The organism is Streptomyces sp. NPDC048751, assembly GCF_043198595.1.
Classification (GTDB): Bacteria; Actinomycetota; Actinomycetes; order Streptomycetales; family Streptomycetaceae; genus Streptomyces.
The window spans coordinates 1,341,319-1,362,243 of sequence record NZ_JBICUX010000001.1; the positions used below are offsets into that span (position 1 = coordinate 1,341,319).

General features: G+C 72.0%; 20 protein-coding genes. 15 read left to right on the forward strand and 5 right to left on the reverse strand.

Annotated features, from left to right (window positions below; genetic code table 11):
- Positions 1–6: 6 nt before the first annotated feature.
- Genes ACGFNV_RS06050 through ACGFNV_RS06060 form a run of 3 tightly spaced genes read left to right on the forward strand, consistent with a single transcriptional unit; the run spans position 7 to position 2,478 of the window.
- Positions 7–1,854: a hypothetical protein gene (locus ACGFNV_RS06050; protein WP_393619704.1), complete on the forward strand. Its 1,848-nt coding sequence runs from the start codon at positions 7–9 to the stop codon at positions 1,852–1,854.
- A gap of 49 nt (positions 1,855–1,903) precedes the next feature.
- Positions 1,904–2,128: a DUF2945 domain-containing protein gene (locus ACGFNV_RS06055; RefSeq protein WP_393619706.1), complete on the forward strand. Its 225-nt coding sequence runs from the start codon at positions 1,904–1,906 to the stop codon at positions 2,126–2,128.
- Complete coding sequence (locus ACGFNV_RS06060; protein ID WP_393619708.1) at positions 2,128–2,478, forward strand: DUF3140 domain-containing protein; 351 nt, start codon at positions 2,128–2,130, stop codon at positions 2,476–2,478. The genes ACGFNV_RS06055 and ACGFNV_RS06060 overlap by 1 nt, the downstream gene beginning before the upstream one ends.
- Here the strand turns inward: ACGFNV_RS06060 and ACGFNV_RS06065 are convergent.
- On the reverse strand, positions 2,447–3,112 hold the full coding sequence (locus ACGFNV_RS06065; RefSeq protein ID WP_393619710.1) for a nucleoside/nucleotide kinase family protein: 666 nt from the start codon (positions 3,110–3,112) through the stop codon (positions 2,447–2,449). The two genes, ACGFNV_RS06060 and ACGFNV_RS06065, sit on opposite strands and share 32 nt — an antisense overlap.
- Before the next feature lie 91 nt (positions 3,113–3,203).
- Between ACGFNV_RS06065 and ACGFNV_RS06070 the strand changes: the two genes are divergently transcribed.
- From ACGFNV_RS06070 to ACGFNV_RS06085, 4 genes are all read left to right on the forward strand, one after another.
- Positions 3,204–3,944 (forward strand): beta-phosphoglucomutase family hydrolase, encoded by a 741-nt coding sequence (locus tag ACGFNV_RS06070; RefSeq protein WP_393619712.1) that lies wholly within the window; start codon positions 3,204–3,206, stop codon positions 3,942–3,944.
- A complete protein-coding gene (locus ACGFNV_RS06075; RefSeq protein ID WP_393619714.1) occupies positions 3,941–6,286 on the forward strand; it encodes a glycoside hydrolase family 65 protein in 2,346 nt (781 codons plus the stop codon). Before ACGFNV_RS06070 ends, ACGFNV_RS06075 begins: the two co-directional genes overlap by 4 nt.
- A 74-nt stretch (positions 6,287–6,360) precedes the next feature.
- Complete coding sequence (prcB, locus tag ACGFNV_RS06080) at positions 6,361–7,215, forward strand: proteasome subunit beta (RefSeq protein ID WP_393619716.1); 855 nt, start codon at positions 6,361–6,363, stop codon at positions 7,213–7,215.
- A gap of 62 nt (positions 7,216–7,277) precedes the next feature.
- Entirely contained in the window at positions 7,278–7,958 is a 681-nt protein-coding gene (locus tag ACGFNV_RS06085) for a Clp protease N-terminal domain-containing protein (RefSeq protein WP_393619718.1), read from the forward strand.
- Positions 7,959–8,043: 85 nt separating this feature from the next.
- On the opposite strand, the gene ACGFNV_RS06090 is transcribed toward ACGFNV_RS06085, so the two are convergent.
- The gene (locus ACGFNV_RS06090; protein ID WP_393619720.1) at positions 8,044–8,904 is read right to left on the reverse strand and encodes a UbiA family prenyltransferase; all 861 of its coding nucleotides are present in this window, start codon (positions 8,902–8,904) and stop codon (positions 8,044–8,046) included.
- 58 nt (positions 8,905–8,962) lie between these two features.
- Between ACGFNV_RS06090 and ACGFNV_RS06095 the strand changes: the two genes are divergently transcribed.
- The 4 genes from ACGFNV_RS06095 (at position 8,963) to ACGFNV_RS06110 (ending at position 12,256) form a co-directional block, all read left to right on the forward strand.
- Positions 8,963–10,114 (forward strand): type III polyketide synthase, encoded by a 1,152-nt coding sequence (locus tag ACGFNV_RS06095; RefSeq protein WP_393619722.1) that lies wholly within the window; start codon positions 8,963–8,965, stop codon positions 10,112–10,114.
- A gap of 8 nt (positions 10,115–10,122) precedes the next feature.
- Complete coding sequence (locus ACGFNV_RS06100; RefSeq protein WP_393620045.1) at positions 10,123–10,638, forward strand: isoprenylcysteine carboxyl methyltransferase family protein; 516 nt, start codon at positions 10,123–10,125, stop codon at positions 10,636–10,638.
- Positions 10,635–11,666 (forward strand): NAD(P)/FAD-dependent oxidoreductase, encoded by a 1,032-nt coding sequence (locus ACGFNV_RS06105; RefSeq protein WP_393619724.1) that lies wholly within the window; start codon positions 10,635–10,637, stop codon positions 11,664–11,666. Before ACGFNV_RS06100 ends, ACGFNV_RS06105 begins: the two co-directional genes overlap by 4 nt.
- A gap of 110 nt (positions 11,667–11,776) precedes the next feature.
- Complete coding sequence (locus tag ACGFNV_RS06110; protein ID WP_393619725.1) at positions 11,777–12,256, forward strand: DUF5709 domain-containing protein; 480 nt, start codon at positions 11,777–11,779, stop codon at positions 12,254–12,256.
- Between the two features lie 10 nt (positions 12,257–12,266).
- Here the strand turns inward: ACGFNV_RS06110 and sthA are convergent, their stop codons facing one another.
- Both sthA and ACGFNV_RS06120 read right to left on the reverse strand, forming a co-directional pair.
- Entirely contained in the window at positions 12,267–13,670 is a 1,404-nt protein-coding gene (gene sthA / locus ACGFNV_RS06115; RefSeq protein ID WP_393619727.1) for a Si-specific NAD(P)(+) transhydrogenase, read from the reverse strand.
- A gap of 157 nt (positions 13,671–13,827) precedes the next feature.
- Positions 13,828–14,034 (reverse strand): hypothetical protein, encoded by a 207-nt coding sequence (locus ACGFNV_RS06120; RefSeq protein WP_393619728.1) that lies wholly within the window; start codon positions 14,032–14,034, stop codon positions 13,828–13,830.
- Between the two features lie 272 nt (positions 14,035–14,306).
- Between ACGFNV_RS06120 and ACGFNV_RS06125 the strand changes: the two genes are divergently transcribed.
- Complete coding sequence (locus ACGFNV_RS06125; protein WP_393619730.1) at positions 14,307–16,565, forward strand: MMPL family transporter; 2,259 nt, start codon at positions 14,307–14,309, stop codon at positions 16,563–16,565.
- Here the strand turns inward: ACGFNV_RS06125 and ACGFNV_RS06130 are convergent.
- Positions 16,528–17,643, reverse strand: coding sequence for a PP2C family protein-serine/threonine phosphatase (locus ACGFNV_RS06130; RefSeq protein WP_393619732.1), 1,116 nt, complete (start codon positions 17,641–17,643; stop codon positions 16,528–16,530). The two genes, ACGFNV_RS06125 and ACGFNV_RS06130, sit on opposite strands and share 38 nt — an antisense overlap.
- Positions 17,644–17,876: 233 nt before the next feature.
- Between ACGFNV_RS06130 and ACGFNV_RS06135 the strand changes: the two genes are divergently transcribed.
- From ACGFNV_RS06135 to ACGFNV_RS06145, 3 genes are all read left to right on the forward strand, one after another.
- On the forward strand, positions 17,877–18,806 hold the full coding sequence (locus ACGFNV_RS06135) for a GNAT family N-acetyltransferase (RefSeq protein ID WP_393619734.1): 930 nt from the start codon (positions 17,877–17,879) through the stop codon (positions 18,804–18,806).
- A 43-nt stretch (positions 18,807–18,849) separates the two neighbouring features.
- Positions 18,850–19,188: a hypothetical protein gene (locus tag ACGFNV_RS06140; protein WP_393619736.1), complete on the forward strand. Its 339-nt coding sequence runs from the start codon at positions 18,850–18,852 to the stop codon at positions 19,186–19,188.
- A 359-nt stretch (positions 19,189–19,547) separates the two neighbouring features.
- Positions 19,548–20,876 (forward strand): S28 family serine protease, encoded by a 1,329-nt coding sequence (locus ACGFNV_RS06145; protein WP_393619738.1) that lies wholly within the window; start codon positions 19,548–19,550, stop codon positions 20,874–20,876.
- Positions 20,877–20,925: the final 49 nt, after the last annotated feature.

The window sequence follows — 20,925 nt, forward strand, 5'->3', positions numbered from 1 at the left end:
CCACCCGTGCACCTCCCGCGCCAGCTCGGCCCGCTGCACGACCTGCCGGACAGCCCCGAGGCCTACGACGCGGTTCTCGCCGACGTCGTCGAGCAGGCCCTGGAGCGGCTCACGCCCGAGGGCAACCTCGAACACCCCGACTGTCTGGACGACATCGGCGACACCTCGCTCGGCGTCACCTCGCTGCTGGTGCTCGCCCTGCAGCGCACCGAGGACCCGCGGCTGCCGGAGGCGGTGCACCGCAGCCTCGCCTTCCATCTGCGCGAGCGGGTCTATGTCGAGGACAATCCCGGCTACCCGAATCTGCGGATCCGCAACTCGGGCTTCCCGTACGCCCGTTACGTGCTGGAGGCGGGAGCCCACCCCATCGGCGACTGGCCGAGCACGGTGTGGGCGCTGCTCCAGGCGGTGAACATCCTCGACGCGCCGGACGGCCTGATCGGCGTCGGCCAACGAGCCCGGCTGCTCGAGGTGGCGCGCGGCTACTGGAGCTGGCTGACCGAGGCGACCTTCTTCAACCCGCAGGAGGCCGGCAACCAGGCCATCGGCTGCGTCGTCGGCGGTCTGATGCTGGCCCGCCATCTCCCGCCCCGCGACGGAGAGTCGGTCCGCTCCCGCGCCCTCGGCCTGTACGTCGACGAGATCCGCGCCCACCGCGTCCGCGACCGGGGCGCGCTGCTGCCTCCCGAGCACGGTGGCGCCTACGACAACAACTACGGCCCCATCTCGCTGTCCTTCCTCGCCCAGGCCCACCGGATCAGCGGCGAGGAGATCTTCGCCGAGGACGGCGACGCCCTCGCCCGCTACATCGACGCCCGCCTGCCGGGCGGCGGCTTCGACAACGGCGGCCCCCGCTACAGCGAGCAGCACTCCGGCTTCGAGTCCGTCCTCGGGCTGCGCTACTTCAGCCGCCGTATCGGCTCCGACCTCGGCCGCTACCGGGGCGACACCAACTGGGGTCGGCACGCGGTCAAGGCGGACGGCGGGGTCGACGGCCACTTCGCGTGGATGCTGGTCTGGCAGATCCAGGACGACACACCCTGGCACCGCACCCCGTCCTCGTCGCCCGTCCGTCACCAACTGCGTGCCGGCACGGTCTCGGTGGCTTTCGACGACCGCATGACCCCCTCGCTGGTCGAGGCCGACGGCACGTACTTCCTGCCCGCGGCCGTCAACCGGCAGCACGGCTTCGGGCCCGTCGTCGACGGCTTCCTGCTGTGCCGGCCGATGGGCGAGGTCCGCGTCCGTGACGTCCGCGCCGGGGGACTGGCCGCCAAGCTGGTCACCAAGCCGGTCGTGGGCCGCGACCACGTCCTGCGCCATGTGCGGTCCCTGTACGTCACCGACGGCACGCGGCTGTGGATGACGGTGGCCGTGGAACGCCTCGACGGCACGCCCTACCTGCTGGCCGGTCTGCCCTACGCGGCGGACGACGGCGACCGGGTGCGCCGCACGGCGGAGGGCCGGGTGACGTCGGCCGGCGCGCTGCGTCCGACGCACCCGCACGCCGAGGACGTCCACCACTTCGACGCCCGCTCCGAACAGACCCAGGAACAGGCCGCGTTCGCCCTGGCCGCCGACCCACGCGGCTACGGCAACCCGGACGAGGGCTGGCGGCACCTGGTCGCCTCGTCCGCCCTGGAGGCGGACCCGGCCCCGGGCGCGCCGGAGGACCTGCACGTCTTCGCCGTGCGCTACGGGCCCGACGGGCCGTTCGCCCCGGCGTTCGAGCACAGCGAGGAGGGTCTGACCGTGCGGACGGAGGCCTTCACCGCCGTCATCGGGAGCCCGGCGGGCGACACGCGGGGGGAACCGGAGATGACGTTGGATGTAGTGGCCAATCACTTTCGGTGACGTGACTCTGGTCGCAAGGAAGAACGCGCCCTGAGTTCGGGAGACCCCCGTGACGAAGAAGAAGCTGCACAAGGGTGACAAGGTCACCTGGAAGAGCCACGGCCAGAGCGTCCCCGGGAAGGTCAAGAAGAAGATCACAGAGCGCGCCGAGGCGGTCGGCAGGACCGTGGACGCCTCGGCCGACGAGCCGCAGTACGAGGTGGAGAGCGACAAGACGGGCCGTTCCGCGGTCCACAAGCCCGGCGCCCTCCGCAAGAAGGACGACGGTTCCTGATGGCGGGCAAGGACGACGAGAACGACCGGAGCGCGACCCTGCACGCCTTCGCGGAGGCCGTCAACATGACGCCGGGCCGACTGGAGAAGTGGCTGGAGACGGACGAGTCCAGGAGCGTCGGCCAGAGCAAGGGCGATGGCGACGGGGAGAGCGTCGGACACGCCTCCGGGCGTCGGATCGTCGAACTGCTCCGCACCAAGAAGGCCGACCTCAGCGACGACGACGTCGCACACATGCGCACCGTGGTCGGCTACGTCCACCGACACCTGGGGCAGCGCCCGGCGGGCGACGTCACCGACACGCCGTGGCGCTACTCCCTCATGAACTGGGGCCACGACCCACTGGAATGAGGGCCCGCACCACCAGGTCCGCCCGCTCCCGGGTCGACGCCACCAGGTCCGCGTTGCGCTGGTCGGTGCCCAGCACCCAGGCGACCGCCTCCTCGCGGCCCTTGCCGAACCGCTCGTGGCGGTCGACCAACCGGCGGATCCGCTCGTCCTCGTCCGTCTCGCAGAACCACACCTCGTCCAACTGCCGCCGTACCCGCGCCCACGCGCCCGTCTCCAGCAGCAGGTAGTTGCCCTCCGTCACCACCAGCCGGGCCGTCGGCGGCACCGGGACCGCCCCGGCGATCGGCTGCTCCAGGACCCGCTCGAAACCGGGCGCGTAGACGATCTCGTCACGGTCCCCCTCCTCGCGCAGGCGCCGCAGCAGCGCCGCGTATCCCGCCGCGTCGAACGTGTCGGGCGCGCCCTTGCGGTCGCGGCGGCCGAGCCGGTCCAGTTCGACGTCGGCGAGGTGGAAGCCGTCCATGGGGACATGCGCGGCCCACGGCTCACCTGGGCCGTTCAGCTCCCGGACCAGGTGCTCGGCGAGCGTCGTCTTGCCCGCGCCCGGGCTGCCGGTGATGCCGAGAAGCGCCCGCCGCCCCTCGGGGACGAGGGCGCGGGCCCGCAGGAGCAGGTCGTCGAATGTCAGGGGCACACCGCAGAGTGTGTCACCGGCGCACGCCGAAAAACGTCCGTGTGGCGTGTGCCACCCCGTGGACGCCGTCCTGCGGGGAACCGTGTCCTGTATGACGGATCTCGGTCTTCCCGACACCATTGTGAGCTGCCTCTTCGACCTGGACGGGGTCGTCACGAAGACGGCCGTCGTCCACGCGGCCGCCTGGAAGGAGATGTTCGACGCGTTCCTGCGGGAGCGCGACGGCGAGGACTTCCGGCCGTTCGACTCGGGCGCCGACTATGACGAGTACGTCGACGGCCGCCCACGCGCCGACGGAGTGCGCACCTTCCTCGCCTCGCGCGGCATCGAACTGCCCGAAGGCGATCCCGACGACCCGCCGGACGCCGCCACGATCCACGGCCTCGGCAACCGCAAGAACGAGCTGCTCCTGGAGAAGATCCGCACCCAGGGCGTCGAGGCCTACGAGGGCACCCTGCGCTACATCGAGGCGGTCCGCGCGCAGGGCCTGAGCACCGCGATCGTCTCCTCCAGCGCCAACACCCGCGACGTGCTGCGCTCCATCGACGCCGAGCACCTCTTCGACGTACGGATCGACGGGGTGGTGGCCGCCGAGCGGAAGCTGCCGGGCAAGCCGCACCCCGACACCTTCCTCGCCGCGGCCCGCGACCTCGGCGTGGAACCCTCCGGGGCGGCCGTCTTCGAGGACGCGCTGGCCGGCATGGACGCGGGTCGCGCGGGCCGCTTCGGGTACGTCGTGGGCGTGGACCGCGTCGGTCAGACGGACGCCCTGTACCGGCACGGAGCGGACGTGGTCGTGAAGGACCTCGCCGAACTGGGAGGGAAGGCGTGATCAGCCAGCGCTCGTACGCCGTCGAGCCGTGGACCGTGCGGGAGACGGACCTCAACCTCGACGTACTGGCACAGAGCGAGTCCGTGTTCGCGCTGTCCAACGGCCATGTCGGCTGGCGCGGCAACCTCGACGAGGGCGAACCGCACGGCCTGCCCGGCACCTACCTCAACGGCGTGCACGAGCTGCACCCGCTGCCGTACGCCGAGGCCGGCTACGGCTATCCGGAGTCCGGCCAGACCGTCATCAACGTCACCAACGGCAAGGTACTGCGGCTCCTGGTCGACGACGAGCCCTTCGACCTGCGCTACGGCAGGCTCGTCACCCATGAACGCACCCTGGACCTGCGCCGGGGTGTCCTGGAGCGGACCTGCGAGTGGACCTCCCCGGCCGGGACGACGGTACGGGTGCGCTCCACGCGTCTGGTCTCCCTCACCCAGCGGGCGATCGCCGCGGTCGCCTACGAGGTGGAGCCGGTCGACAGCCGCACCCGCGTGGTGATCCAGTCCGAACTCGTCGCCAACGAGAGCCTGCCCGAGCCCAACGGCGACCCGCGCGCCGCCCGGGCGCTGAAGTCGCCGCTGGAACCCGAGGAGGACTACACCTCGGGACAGCGGCTGCGTCTCGTGCACCGCACCAAACGCAGCGGCCTGCGTGTGGCCGTGGCCGCCGACCACGTGGTCACCGGCCCCGACGGGACCTCCACGAGCAGCGAGAGCAACGTGGACGTGGCCCGGATGACGGTCACCTCCGTGCTCGAGCCGGGCGAGCGGCTGCGCGTGGAGAAGCTGGTCGCCCACGGCTGGTCCGGCGCCCGTTCCCGGCCCGCGATGAGCGACCAGGTCGAGGCGGCGCTGGCGGCGGCCGCGCACAGCGGCTGGTCGGGCCTGCTGGACGAACAGCGCGCGTACCTCGACGACTTCTGGGCGCGCGCCGACGTCGAGGTCGACGGCGACGAGGAGATCCAGCAGGCCGTCCGCTTCGCCCTCTTCCACGTCCTGCAGGCCGGTGCCCGAGCCGAGCAACGAGCCATCCCCGCCAAGGGGTTGACCGGTTCCGGCTACGACGGGCACGCCTTCTGGGACACCGAGACCTTCGTGCTGCCCCTGCTGACCTACACCGCTCCCGAAGCGGTGGCCGAGGCACTGCGCTGGCGCCAGAACACGCTGCCCGCAGCCCGGGAACGCGCCACCCAACTCGGTCTGCGCGGCGCCGCGTTCCCCTGGCGCACCATAGAAGGGTCGGAAGGGTCCGCGTACTGGCCGGCCGGCACGGCGGCCTTCCACGTCAACGCCGACATCGCGGACGCCGTGGTGCGTTACGTCGCCGCGACCGGGGACACCGACTTCGAACGGGACACCGGTGTCGAGCTGTTGGTGGAGACGGCCCGGCTGTGGCGTTCGCTCGGCCATCACGACGCGCACGGCGCCTTCCACATCGACGGCGTGACCGGGCCCGACGAGTACAGCGCGATCGCCGACGACAACACGTACACCAACCTGATGGCCCGCTCGAACCTGCTGGCCGCCGCCGAGGTGGTGGAACGCCATCCGAAGCAGGCGGCCGGGCTCGGCGTCGACGCGGAGGAGAGCGCGGCCTGGCGGGACGCCGCCGAGGCGGTGTTCATCCCCTACAACGACGAACTCGGCGTCCACGAACAGCACGCCGGGTTCACCCGCTACCAGCGCTGGGACTTCGCGGGCACCCGCCCCGACCAGTACCCGCTGATGCTGCACTTCCCGTACTTCGACATCTACCGCAAGCAGGTCGTCAAACAGGTCGACCTGGTCCTGGCGATGTACACCTGCGGAAACCACTTCGACGACGACCAGGTGGCCCGCAACTTCGCCTACTACGAACCGCTGACGGTACGGGACTCCTCGTTGTCCGCCTGCGTCCAGGCCGTCGTCGCCGCGCAGGCCGGCCATCTGCGGCTCGCCTACGACTACACGGCCGAGGCGGCCCTGATGGACCTGGGCGACCTGGAACACAACACCCGCGACGGGCTGCACATCGCGTCCCTGGCGGGCACCTGGACGGCGTTGGTCGCGGGGTTCGGCGGAACGCGGCGCGAGGGTGACTCCCTGCGCTTCGCCCCGCGCCTGCCCGAGACGTTCAGCCGCCTCGCGTTCTCCCTCCAACTCCTCGGCCGACGGCTGCGCGTGGAGATAGGGCCGGACAAGGCGACGTACACGCTGCTGTCCGGACCGCCGCTGACGATCCGTCACCACGGGGAGGAGGTGGCCCTGAACGGCGACGGCCCGGCCGTCCGCACCATCCCCGCGCCGCCGGAGCGCCAGACTCCCGAACAGCCACCGCACCGGAAGCCGAACGCGCGCGAGTGATCCCGCCGGGCGTTTCCCGGTCGTCCGCCGCAGGTAGTACTGGGGTGTCGGTCCGCGGAGGATGGGGGAGTGGCATGACTGGGAGTGAGCACGTCGGCCGGTTGGGGGAGGAGTTCTTCACGCCCGGGACCTCGTCCTTCACGGAGTTCCTCGCCGCGCACCGCCCGGCGTTGCTGCCCACGCGCCCACCGTTCCCCGACGGTGTGCGCGCCGCCCCCGGCCGGTTCCCGCACGGCACCACCGTGCTGGCGCTCACCTACCGCGACGGTGTGCTCATAGCCGGCGACCGCCGGGCCACCATGGGCAACCTCATCGCCCAGCGCGACCTGGAGAAGGTGCACCCGGCGGACGACCACACCGCCGTCGCGTTCGCCGGCACCGTCGGGCTCGCCCTCGACATGGTGAAGCTGTACCAGGTCGAGCTCACCCACTTCGAGAAGGTCGAGGGCGCCCCGATGACCCTCAGGGCGAAGGCGACCCGGCTCGCCGGGATGATCCGCCAGAACCTCGGCCAGGCCATGCAGGGCCTCGCCGTCGTACCGCTCCTGGCGGGCTACGACGTCACCGCGTCCGCCGCCGTCAGGGGCCGCATCTTCGGCTTCGACGTCGCGGGCGGGACGTACGAGAAGGCGTCCTTCCACGCGGAGGGTTCCGGTTCCCCTTATGCCCGGGGCGCGTTGAAGAAGCTCTACCGCCCGGACATGACCCGGCGCGAGGCCGCGCTGGCCGCGCTGCAGGCGCTCTGGGACGCGGCCGACGACGACTCCGCGACCGGCGGCCCGGACCTGAACCGCCGTATCTTCCCCATCGTCTCGGTCATCACCGAGGACGGCTTCGAGCGTCTCTCCGAGCGGGAGACGGAGCAGCTCAGCCGCGAGATGGTCGAGCAGCGCAGCAGCCGCCCGGACGGCCCGAACGCGACGCCGTAACCGGGTTCCCCCGTAGGCAAGTTCGCCTTGACAAATCCGAACTGTCAAGGCGTACTTGCCTCATGGCCTTACCCGACCTGGACGACCTCATCGCCGAAGTGGACCGCACCTGCGACACCGCCCACCGCCCCGGTGGACAGGAACAGCCCGACTGGCTGGCGCTGCTGACGACCGCCGCCGGACTCGCCGGCCAACTCCAGTCCCTGGCCGACGACCTGGTCGAGGACTACGTCGAACACTGCCGGATGCACGGTGCCTCGTGGACGGACATCGGAGCCGCCCTGGGCGTGACCCGGCAGGCGGTGCAGCAGCGCTTCCACGCGCCGCACAAGCGCTACGGCCCGGACACCATGACCGACGACCTCCGGGACGCCATGGTTCACGTCAAGAAGGCCGCCGTCGCCCACCGGAACAACTACATCGGCACAGAGCACCTGTTGTGGGGCCTGACCGCCGAGGACAACAGTGCCACCCGGCTCCTGGTGACCGGCGGTGTCCGCCCGGACGACGTCCACCGCGGCGTCGGCGCCCGGCTGAGCCTCGGGGCTTCGCAGGCCGCCGAGCGCATCGCCTGGACGCCGTACTCCCGCAAGGCCATCGCCCTCGCCGAAGACCGCGCCGAGCAGCGAGGCTCCGCGCGGATCGACTGTGACGACCTGCTGATGGGCCTCGCCCACGTCGGACGGGGCGTGGCGGCCGCGGTGCTGGTGGAGGCCGGTTTCCGGCCGGACGGCGTCGAGTGAGGCGCCGGGAAGTTCCCGTTCCGTAAGCCTGCCCCGCCTGAATGGTCAGACGGTCGGCTCGTCCCGCAGATGGGGGCGTGGGGGGTCAGGTCATCTCCGAGGCCCGCAGCAGGAGTTGGGCGACGGCCATGCCCGCCACGACGATCGCCGCCCGGAACGGCCACCGACTCCGCAGGTCCGACGGCATGGCCGTGCCCGCCACCGCGACGGCGCCGGCCGCCACCGCCAGTCCCAGGCCCCGGCCCCCTGCCGCGCCCGGTGGGCCGGCGGCCAGCACGCCCACGGCCGCCAGCATCAGGAACGGGGCCAGCCACCGGCAGGTCGCGCGGCCCAGCCGCTGCGGCAGCCCCCGTACACCTGTCGCGAGATCGTCGTCGATGTCGGGCAGCACGTTGACCACGTGCGCTCCCACACCCAGCAACGCCCCGCTCGTCATCGCCCACCAGGCGGGCCAGGACGGTGACGGCAGGCCGAGAGTGATGAACGCCGGCAGCGAGCCGAAGGCCACGGCGTAGGGCAGCGGGGAGAGCACCGTGCGCTTGAACAGCAGGTTGTAGCTCCAGCCCGTGGCCACCATGCCCAGATGCGCCGCTCCGGCGCCGACGCCGCTCAGCAGCGACAGCGGCACGCACAGCCCCAGAGCCGTCGCCGCCGCGACCACCGCGGCCAGGGGAGCGAGCTCACCCGTGGCCACGGGCTTGTCGCGGCGCCCGCAGGCGGTGTCGCGCCGGGCGTCGGCCGCGTCGTTGCACCAGCCCACCGACAACTGGCCCGTCAGCACGGCCGCGGCCACCGCCGCCGAACCCGCCGCCCCGCGGCCCGCCGCCACGGCCAGCAAGGTCGCGAACACCGTCACGGCGACCGCCGGTTCCAGGTGGCAGGAGCGCAGCAGCACCGGGATGCGGTGTGTCGTACGCGGGAGGACATCGGAAGGGTGTAGAGACACAAAGTAAAGATAATTGGGCAAAAGGGGCGAGGAAGGCACTATCGGTATGCGTGTCCCCATGACCGTCGACATCCACGCCCCGTCCGTCACACCGTGCCGGACGGCCGCACCCCCCACGGGAGCCACGATCGCGGCAGTCCGCACCGCGCTGCCCCCGCACCGCTACGCCCAGGACGATCTCACCGAGCCGATCGGTGATCTGTGCCTGCCTCCGGGGGCCGACCGCGCCATGCTGCGGCACCTGCACGCGTCCGCAGGTGTGCGAGCGCGCCATCTCGCCCTGCCGATCGAACGGTACGCCGGTCTCCGCGACTTCGGGCAGGCCAACGACGCCTGGATGGAGGTCGGACTCGAACTGGGCGCGGAGGCCGTCACCGGCGCGCTGACGGAAGCGGGACTCGGACCGGCCGATGTCGACCTCCTGGTGTGCACCTCCATCACCGGCATCGCCGCCCCGTCGCTCGACGCCCGACTGGCGCGCCGCGTGGGCCTGCGGCCCGATGTGAAGAGGGTTCCGGTGTTCGGCCTGGGCTGTGTGGGGGGCGCGGCCGGTCTGGCCCGCCTGAACGACTACCTGCGCGGGCACCCCGGCGAGACCGCCGTGCTGCTGGCCGTCGAACTGTGCTCACTGACCCTCCAGCAGCGCGACGCCTCCCAGGCCAACCTCGTGGCAGGGGCCCTGTTCGGCGACGGTGCGGCGGCGCTCGTCGCCCGCACCGGCGTCACCACCGGGCCCGGCACCATCGGGCCCGGCACCACGGGGCCCGGCACCACGGGGCCCGTGGTGGTGGCCACGCGCAGCCATCTGTACCCGGACACGGAAAAGCTCCTCGGCTGGAACATCGGAGCCAGCGGGTTCCGCGTCGTCATCGGGGCGGGCATCCCCGGCATCGTCCGCAGCCACTTCGGCCGTCACCTGCGCGCGTTCCTGGCCGACCACGGCCTCACCACCGAGGACATCGGCACCTGGCTCTGCCATCCCGGAGGCCCCAAGGTGCTCTCTGCCGTCACCGACACCCTCGGTCTTCCCGCCGACGCCCTGGACACCGCGTGGAGCTCACTGGCGGCCGTGGGGAACATGTCCTCCGTCTCCGTGCTGCACATCCTGCAGAACGCCCGGGAATCCACCCCGCCCGAGGGCGGCAGCTGGGGCCTGCTCATGGCGATGGGCCCCGGGTTCTGCTCCGAACTAGTCCTGCTGCGCTGGTGAGTGACCTGGTGACCTGGTACGCGCTTCTCCTCCTGACCATCGCCGCCGAACGCGTCGCCGAACTGGTCGTCGCCCGGCGCAACGCCTCCTGGACCCTCTCCCGCGCCGGTGTCGAGCACGGGCGCGGGCACTACCCGGTCATGGTGGTCCTGCACACCGCCCTGCTCGGGTGCTGCCTCCTCGAACCCGCCCTCGCCCACCGGCCGTTCCTGCCCGCCCTGGGCTGGCCCATGCTCGCTCTGGTGGCGCTGGCCCAGGCCCTGCGCTGGTGGTGCGTCACGACGCTCGGGCCGTACTGGAACACCCGGGTCATCGTCGTTCCCGGGGCACGACTGGTCGGTGCCGGGCCCTACCGGTACCTGCGCCACCCCAACTACGTGGCCGTCGTGGTGGAGATCGCCGCCCTGCCGCTGGTGCACGGCGCGTGGCTGACCGCGGCGGCGTTCACCGCGGCCAACGCGGCGCTGCTCACCGTCCGCATCCGCTGCGAGAACGCCGCCCTCACCCGGGCCGTACCCGCATGAGCGGCACCCATGACATGGTGATCGCCGGTGGTGGCCCCGCCGGCCTGGCGACCGCTCTGTACGCCGCGCGCGCCGGCCTCGACGTCGTCGTGGCGGAGCCACGCCGGGCACCGGTCGACAAGGCGTGCGGCGAGGGCCTGATGCCCGGTGCCGTCCGGGCCCTCACCGCACTCGGGCTGGGCGTCCCGGGGCAGCCGTTCACCGGTATCCGCTACGTCCAGGGATCCCGCCGCGTCCAGGCGGCGTTCCGGGCCGGCCCCGGCCTCGGCGCGCGCCGCACCGAACTGCACGGCGCCCTGCACAGGGCCGTCATCGAGGCGGGCGTGCCCGTACTGCCCCTGCGCGTGGGGGAGGTGCAGCAGGACGCGACCGGCGTGACCGTGCCGGGCGCCGGTCTTCGTGCCCGGTGGCTGGTCGCCGCGGACGGCCTGCACTCACCGGTGCGCCGTGCACTCGGCCTGGAGGTGAGGACCAGCAGGGAGCCCCGATACGGACTGCGCCGTCACTACGCGGTGCCTCCGTGGTCGTCCTACGTCGAGGTGCACTGGGGACCGCACGGGGAGGCGTACATCACCCCGCTCGGCCCCTCACTCGTCGGCGTGGCACTGCTGACCTCCCGGCGGGCCCCCTTCGAGACCCAACTGGCGACCTTCCCGGAGCTGACCGGCCGTCTTCCCCGCCGGGCTGCGGCAACCGCGGTGCGCGGCGCGGGACCACTGCGCCAGCGGGCCCGCACCCGCTTCCACGGACGGGTGCTGCTCGTCGGTGACGCGGCCGGCTACATCGACGCGCTGACCGGCGAGGGGATCTCCCTCGCCCTCACCGGCGCCGAAGCCCTGGTCGACAACGTGCGCCGCGGGACGCCGGGTCGTTACGAGACCGACTGGAACCGCGCGACCCGCCGCCACCGGCTGCTGACCGAGCTCCTGGTGCGAGCCCGGCAGCGGTCCGCGCTCGCCCCGCTCATCATGCCCGCCGCCGCGTGTCTGCCAGGCGTGTTCGCCGCGGCGGTGAACGCACTGGCGTAAGAGGGGCGGGGCCGTCGCGGCGAGTGTGTGGATCGAGACAGCGACGCATGAGGTTGGAGCGCGTCCGAAGGGAAACCCGAGACCGGACACCGCACAGAGAGGAGGCCGTCATGGGCAGCGAACCGACGATGGCGGACGACGCCTACCAGCCCACGGGAACCAACGAGGAGCAGGAGGACGCCGCGCCGCTCGATCTTCAGGACGCCGTGGACGAGCGTACCTACGACGACACCCTCGACGAGGGCTACTCCCCGCCGGAGAAGCCGCTCGGCGTCGCCGAGTACGGCACGACGGCCGCCGAACAGCACGACGGCGAGAGCCTCGACCGGCGGCTGGCCAGGGAGCAGCCCGATGTCACCCCGCCGCCCGGCGACGGCGTCGGCGACCTCGCGGGTGGCGACGGCGAGCCTGTCGACACCGAGGTCGGCCGTGAGCGGGCCGGTCGTCTCGTCGCCCCGGACGAGGGGCTGCGCGGCGACACCACCAAGGAGGAGGTCGCCGACGACGTCGGCATCGACGGCGGAGCCGCCGGCGCCGAGGAGGCCGCCGTGCACGTCGTCCCCGACGATCCCGAGGCGGAAGAGTTCTGAGCAGCGCCGGTCAGTCCCCGATGTGGTCGAGCTGGCGCAGCTTGTTGGTGGCGTCCAGGGCGGCGACCTTGTAGGACTCCGCGAGCGTGGGGTAGTTGAACACCGCGTCGACCAGGTAGTCGACCGTTCCGCCGCAGCCCATCACCGACTGGCCGATGTGGATCAGCTCGGTGGCGCCCGCACCGAAGCAGTGCACACCGAGCAGCATGCGGTCCTCGGGGGAGACCAGCAGCTTGAGCATGCCGTGCGAGTCCCCGATGATCTGCCCCCGGGCGAGCTCCCGGTAGCGGGCGATCCCCACCTCGAACGGCACGCGGTCCTCGGTGAGCCGGTCCTCGGTCCGTCCCACGAAACTGATCTCGGGGATGGTGTAGATGCCGATCGGCTGGAGGTTGTGCATCCGGCCGACCGGCTCACCACAGGCGTGGTACGCCGCCGCCCGGCCCTGCTCCATCGACGTCGCCGCCAGCGCCGGGAAACCGATGACGTCCCCGACGGCGTAGATGTGCGGCACCTGCGTCCGGTAGCGCTCGTCGACCGCGATCCGCCCGCGCGGGTCCGCGGCGAGACCCGCCTTGTCCAGGTCGAGTTCGTCGGTGAGTCCCTGCCGTCCCGCCGAGTACATCACCGCGTCCGCAGGGATCTTCTTGCCGCTCTCCAGCACGGTGAGCGCGCCCCGCGGATGCCGCTCCACCGCGGCGACGGTCTCCCCGAACCGGAAGGTGACCGCCAGGTCCCGCAGGTGGTACTTGAGCGACTCGACGATCTCCACGTCGCACATGTCGAGCATCCCGGCCCGCTTCTCCACCACCGTCACCTTGCTGCCAAGGGCGGCGAACATGCTGGCGTACTCCATGCCGATGACGCCGGCGCCGACGATGACCATGGAGCGCGGCACCCGCTCGACCGTGAGGACGTTGTCCGAGTCCAGGATCGTCCGCCCGTCGAACTCCACGCTGTCCGGCCGCGCCGGCCGGGTCCCGGTCGCGATGACGATGTGCTCGGCCGTGATCAGCCGCTCCTCGCCGCCGGCCTCGCGCAGGGCCACGGTGTGGGCGTCGACGAAACGGCCGGTGCCCGCGAACAGGGCGACGTGGTTGCGGGAGAGCTGGCTGCGGATGACGTCGATCTCCCGGCCGACCACGTGCCGGGTGCGGGCGGTCAGATCGGCGACGGTGATGTCCTCCTTCAGCCGGTAGCTCTGCCCGTACAGATCGCGCTGGCTGATACCGGTGAGGTAGAGCACCGCCTCACGCAGCGTCTTGGAGGGGATGGTGCCGGTGTGGAGGGAGACCCCGCCGACCATGTCGGGGCGGTCGACGACGGCGACCCGGCGGCCGAGCTTGGCCGCGGCGATGGCGGCCTTCTGACCCCCGGGGCCGGATCCGAGGACGAGCATGTCGAAGTCGGTCACGCCCCGGAGTCTGACAGCGCACGGGCACTCTCCGACAGAGCGCGGCGGTGAACAACGGACACCACGGGGGCAGGATTCAACTCCCGGAGAGACGGCGACGGTTGTGACCCGGGCCGACGGTCACCCCCGCCCCGCCGTCCGGACACGACGGGCCCTCCTAGGGCAGCAGCTTCTCGATGGCGGCGGGTCCCTCCTCGGCCAGCTTGCGGCGGGCCCACTCGAGGTTGCGCGGGGTGATGTCCCGGCCGGTGACAAGGACCACGTCCTCGGGTGACACCTCGGTGCCGGTGCGGGTGTGGAGCAGCCTGTCGGGGGTGGCGCGGTCCTGGGAGGGCTGGGACTCGTCGGGCTGTGACGTCGGCATGATCTCCGCTCCTCGGGTCGGAGGGCTGAATCGGCCCGGTACTGCCATCGGGCCCACTATCACCATTCATCGCGGCAGCGCGCCGTGCATCCGGAGGGAGGACAGCCCCGCCGCCGGAGCCGCTCGCTCCGTCACCCGCAGGAGTACCTTCCCCGGCCGCTGAGTAACCTCCGCGAGGCCCCCCGACGCGCGGAACACGAGATGCCGAGAAGATCAGGCCGACGTGTAATGGGGATGTCGGGCGCCCGGCCCGGCAGAGAAGGCCGAGGCCAATGGCACGTATCCGCGTCAGAACAGGGGGAGCGGACAAGCCCGCCAAAGGGCGTCTGCGGCGGCTCGGCGAGTGGTGCGCCCACCACTTCCTCGTCGTGATCATCGCCTGGCTCGTCGCCCTGGTCGCCCTGCAGGTCCTCGACCGAACCTACGGCGGCACCTACTCCGACAACTTCCAGTTGCCCGGCGTGCAGTCCACGAAGGGCCTCGACGTGCTGAAGGAGCACGATCCGCAGGCCGGGGGCTACAGCAGCCAGATCGTGACGCACGACGCCGACAAGCCGCTGTCCTCGCTGAGCTCGCAGATGTCCACGACGGTCGGCGACCTCCAGAAACTGCCCCATGTGCTGTCGGCGCAGAACCCGCTCTCCCTGCCCGCGTCCAAGGTCGGACCGGTCTCCAGCGACGGCAGGACCGGATACATCACCGTCCGCTTCGACAAGCAGCCCAACACCCTCGGCAGCGGCTACCTCGACGGCGTCGACCAGGCCGTCCAGCCGCTGCGCGCGGCCGGGGCCGACGTCGAGTACGGAGGACCGCTCGGCGAACTCGCCCGGCCCTCGGCGGACGACCGGGTCAGCGAGCTGATCGGCTTCGGCGTGGCCATCGTCGTCCTGCTGGTCGGATTCGGCAGCGTGATCGCGGCGGGCCTGCCCCTGCTGACCGCGCTGATCAGCGTCGTCGGCGGCCTCGCCTGCCTCGGGCTGCTCGCCGCCGCGTTCACCTTCGCCACCGTGTCACCGACCCTCGCCACCATGATCGGCCTCGGCGTCGGTATCGACTACTCCCTCTTCCTGCTCACCCGTCACCGGCAGAGCCTGATGGACGGCGCCGACCCGGTGCGGGCCGCGGGGCACGCCACCGCCACCAGCGGACGCGCCGTGCTCGTCTCCGGCACCACGGTGATCATCGCGCTGGCCGGCCTGTACACCTCCGGGGTGAGCTTCATCGGCAACCTCGGCCTCGCCGCGGCCGTCACCGTGGTCTCCGCCGTCACCGGAGCCCTCACCCTGGTCCCCGCCCTGCTGGGGCTCATCGGCAGACACGTCGACCGGTACCACGTGCGCCGACCCGTGGCCGAGACGGAGGCCGGCGGCGAGATCCCGCAGGGCACCTGGCACCGCTACGCGCAACGCGTCGAACACCACCCGTGGCGCTACCTGTCGGCGGGCGTCGTCACTGTGGCCGTCCTCGCCATCCCCCTCTTCTCCATCCAGCTCGGCCACATCGGCGACGGCGCCGACCCCACGTCCTTCACCGACCGGCGCGCCTACGACCTGATGACCGACGCCTTCGGCTCCGGCTCCAACGGGCCGCTCACCGTCGTCATCGACCAGACGGACGTGCCGTCCTCCCAGCGCTCCGCCCTCGCCTCGAAAGCGCAGCAGACCCTGAACTCCACGAAGAACGCCGCCGCGGTCACCCAGCTGACGCCGACCAAGGACGGGGACATCCTGATCGCCACCGTCTACTCCACCAAGTCGCCGCAGAACGCCGTCACCACCGACCTGACGAACGGGCTCGTCGACCACACCCTGCCCGACGCGGTCTCCGGCACCGACGCCAAGGGATACGTCACCGGCACCACCGCGGCCCAGGTCGACTTCCGCAACATCGTCGCGAGCCGGCTGCCCCTGATCATCGGCGTGGTGGTCGCCCTGGCCTTCCTGATCATCCTCGCCGTCTTCCGCGGCCTGCTCGTCGCCGTCAAGGCCGCCGTCCTCAACGTCCTGTCGATCGCGGCCTCGTACGGCGTCGTCGTCGCCGTCTTCCAGTGGGGTTGGGGCGGCCCCGCGCTGGGCGTCCACGGCAAGGTGCCCATCGAGAGCTATGTGCCGATGATGATGTTCGCGATCATCTTCGGCCTGAGCATGGACTACGAGATCTTCCTGCTCTCCCGCGTCCACGAGGCGTGGCTGCGCACCGGCGACGCCAAGGCGTCGGTCGCCCACGCCCTGGAGATCACCGCCCGCGTCATCACCTGCGCCGCCCTGATCATGGTGAGCGTCTTCGCGGCCTTCATCATCAGCGACAACATCGTCGTCAAGATGCTCGGGCTGGGCCTCGCCGTCAGCGTCCTCATCGACGCCACCGTCGTACGCCTGCTCATGGTCCCGGCCGTGATGACGCTGCTGGGGGCGCATGCCTGGTGGACGCCCCGGTGGCTGGACCGGATCCTGCCGCACATCGACGCCGAGGGCGACGACGACGGGCCCGCAGTCAGCGACTCGGCGTCGGCGCGAGGACGAGCACCGTGACATCGTCGCGGACCTCCTCGCTGTACTCCCGCAGGTCGGCCCAGACCCGGTCGGCCGTCGCGCCCGGGTCGCCGTCGGCGAGGCCCGCCAGCCGGTCGAGGAGCGGGTAGAAGACACCGGCGGTGTCCCTGGCCTCCCACACCCCGTCGGAGGCCATGAAAAGCCGGTCACCGGCCCGCAACGGCACGCTCAGCCCGTCGTACGGAGTGATGTCGGGCAGGCCCAGACCCAGCGGAGGCCACGCCGTCACCTCGACCTCCTCGACCGTGCCGGCGCGCAGCAGCACCGGCGGCGGATGCCCGCACACCACGATGCGCACCGCGCCCGCGTCCGGGGAGAACTCCAGCAGGACGGCCGTCGCGAACAGCTCGGCGTGGCGCACCCGCGCCGAGTCCACCACCAGCCGCCGGTCGAGCCGGCCCGCGACCGCCTCCAGGTCCGGCAGGTCCAGCACCGCCTCCCGGAACGCCCCGAGGAGCGAGGCCACCGTGGCCACCGCCGACAGACCGTGCCCCTGCACGTCCCCCATGACGGCCCGTACGCCGTACGGCCCCTCGCGCACGTCGAAGAAGTCACCGCCCACGAGCGTCCCGCGCTGCGCCGCCCTGTACAGCCCGGCGCACCGCAGCGGCCCCACGCGCTCGGGCACCGGCGGCGCCACCGCCCGCTGGGCGGCCTCGGCGACGGTGCGCTCGGTGGCCAGCTGCACGTCCCGCCGACTGCGCACGAACGAGACGAACACGCTCAGCACCGCCACGAAGGACACCGTCAGCAGGTCGGTGCTGCCCGGCCGGTCCAGCTGGAACGCCGGGACGTTGAGCATCACGATCACACCGGCACCCAGCAGCGCGGTCGCCACGGGACCGTACGACAGCACGGCCAGCGGCGGGATGGCGCCCAGCAGGAAGCCGATGTCGAGCGGGTCGTCGCTGAGCAGGGTCGCCAGACACACGCCGACGGCCAGCGCGATCGGCAGCACCCGCACCCAGCGTGGCGGCGGCGCTCCCCGCAGCCAGCTTCGCCGTTCGCGTTCCTCTTCCCGTTCCCGGTGGGACGACAGGACGCGCACCCTTGCCACACCACCACGCTCCTCCACGGCACCGGATCCCGCACGCCGGACGTCCGGAAATGCGGTGGACGCCCGCGACACGCGGTCCGTAGGGTGTGATCGCACGCCGTGAGACCGACGGAAGGAGGCGAGTGCCATGCGTTTCACAGCATCTCAGCGCTCCCTCTCCGTTGCCCCGGCGTGTTCCGTCTGACCTGACCGGGAGCGCTCCACGCAGCACGCATCCCGGAGGAAAGACACCCATGACCGAACTGGTCATCCGCGCGCTCGACGAGCGCGACGCCCCTGTCTTCGACGACCACGCCGACCCGCTGGGCCATGGTGAGACGCATCGGCTGACCCGGTTCCGCCCCGACTGGAAGCGGGTCGCCCTGCGCGACGGCCGTGTCGTCGCCCGCGCCGCCTGGTGGGGCGGCCCCGACGACCCCGAACCCCTCTTCGTGAACTGGTTCGACGTGGCGGAAGGGGAGGAGGAAGCCGGCGCCGAGCTGCTGCGCAGCGCTCCCTGGCGGGCCGAGCTGGAGATCACCCTGCCCGGCGGCTGGCGCGACGTCCCGGAGCTGCGCTCGGCCGCCGAGACACGCTTCGCCGCCGCCCGGGCCGCCGGATACACCCTCATGGTCGAACGCCTCATCTACCGCTGGACCCCCGACTGCGGCCTGCCCGAACGGCCCGGCCGTCTGGTGTTCGGCCCCGAACCGGACGACGCCTTCTTCTTCGACGCGCTGCGCCGCATCCACTCCGTCACCCTCGACGTCCACTCCCAGCGGGCCAAGAAGGAGGGCGGCCTCGACCGGGCCGCCCAGGAGGAGCTCGACTTCTTCCGCTGGTGCCCCTCACCGCGCGAGTGGTGGCAGGTGGCGCACACCCCGCAGGGCGAGTTCGTGGGCATCCACATCCCGGCGCACAACCCGTCGGGCCCGTGCATCGGCTTCATCGGCGTCGTGCCGGAGCAGCGCGGGCACGGTTACGCCTACGACCTGCTGACCGAGTGCACCCACTTCCTCTCCGAACGGGGAGCGGAGTTCATCGGCGGGGCGACGGACCAGGGCAACTTCCCCATGGCCGCGCACTTCGCGCGGGCCGGCCACCCCGTCGTACGCGAACGCGTCCACTTCGAGCTGAAGCGGGCCGTGGCCGGAACGGACGAAGGCGTTGTCAGTGCCGGGTGACATGCTGGCGCAGGCCTGATCGGCGGCGGAGGACGGAGGTCGTATGGCGTTCGTGGGGCAGGTCTGGCACGTGTCCAGCGGTGAGCGGCGAGTCGGGGAGATCCTGATCGACGACGCCGACTTCCCCTGGCTGTCGGGCAGATTCGTCCCCGGCCCGGCGTACGACACCGTCCAGGCGCTGTTCGCCCGTGACCTCGCCCTGCTCGACGACGCCGACGAACACCTGGAGGAGTGGGAGGCGGCCTACGACGAGCTCCGGCGCCATGTCTCCCTGTCCTCACCGGACGGTCCCGTCCCCGAGTTCCTCCTGCACATCGAGGGGGACCGGGCGTGGTTCCGGTGGAGCGACGAGCCGTTCGAGGACGAGGAGACGGACGACTAGGGCCTGTCGTTTGGATCAGGTCGCAGGGCAGCGACGGTGCTGTTCGGCGCCGGTGAGCGGGGTCTGGTGCGTGCAGCTGCAAGGCGGAGGAGGGCGTCGATGCGGAGCATCGGCAACCGACGACAACGCCGCAGATGGGCGTGCCAGACCCCGCGTCTGCGGCGTGATCCAAACGACAGGCCCTAGCTCGCCCCGACTCCTCGCCTTGGCCTGCTCGGGACGCCCGGGGCCCCTCCCTCTCGCGGGGGAGGGGCGCCCCCCGCGCGCGGGATCCTCCGAAGCCGCCCGATGGCTGTACTGGACGTACGGCCGGCGGCACACGAAGGGGACCGGCCACCGTACGGGGAGGTTGACCCACCATGCGCACCTGGACCAGACGACGCCTGCTCCTGTCGACGGCGACGGTCACGGCGGCGGCCGGCCTGGCCGTCACGGCACCGGCGCACGCTGCCGAGCGTGACCGTCCCGGGGACGACGACATCGTGAACGCCCTGCGGGCGCTGCCCGGGCTGCGAGTGATCGAGGAACGGCCCGGCGCGGAGCCCGGACACCGCTTCTTCGTCCTCGCCCTGCGCCAGCCGGTCGACCACACCGACCGCACGGCCGGCACGTTCGAGCAGCGCCTCACCCTGCTCCACACGGGCACCGACCGCCCGACCGTCCTGTTCACCACGGGATACGAAGCGGCGCTCACACCCCGGCGCACCGAAGTCACCGTCCTCCTGGGCGGCAACCAACTCCAGGTCGAACACCGCTACTTCGGCGACTCACGCCCACCGACGGCCGACTACACCCACCTCACCGTCCGGCAGGCCGCCGACGACCACCACCGGGTCGTCCGGCTCTTCCGCACGCTGTACCCGGGCGCGTGGATCTCCACCGGCGGCAGCAAGGGCGGCATGGCGACCGTCTACCACCGCCGCTTCCACCCGCACGACGTGGACGGCACGGTGGCCTACTCCGCGCCCAACAACGTCGACGACCGCGAGGACTCCGCCTACTCACGCTTCCTCGCGCGCGTCGGCACCTCCGAGACCCGTGCCGCGCTGGAGCGGGCACAGCGCGAGGCCCTGCTGCGCCGCGCGGACCTGGTCGCCCGCTACGAGGCATGGGCGGCCTCCACCGGCGACACCTTCCGCATCGTCGGCAGTGCCGACAAGGCCCTCGAAGTCGCCGTCCTGCGCGCCCCGTTCATGTTCTGGCAGAACGGCGCCACGACCGCCGCCGCCATCCCCGGCCCCGACGCTTCCACGGACGCGCTGTACGCGTGGCTGGACGCCACCGCCCTGCTGCCCGTCTACGCCGACACGGTCGCCCGGGACTTCGTCCCGTACTTCTACCAACTCGGCACCGAACTCGGTTACTGGGACGCCCCCACCCACCACCTGGCCGACCTCCTGCGCCACCCCGGCGCCTCCCAGCCGCGTGGTTTCGTCCCGCGCGACATCCCGATGCGTTTCGACGCCGGCGTCATGCCCGACATCGACCGCTGGGTCCGCCGCCACGGCGACCGCCTGCTCTTCCTCAACGGCGCCCAGGACCCGGCCGTCGCCGAATTCTTCCAGCCCGGCGGCCGCGACTCCCGCACCCTGTGGGCCCCGGACGCCCACCACCACGTCACCTTCGACGCCCTCACCGAGGCCGACCGCGCGTACGCGATCGCCACGCTGAAGCGCTGGGCGGGCTGACCGGAGTCAGGACCCGCGGGCGGCGTCACCGGTCCGCGCGCAGCGGCGT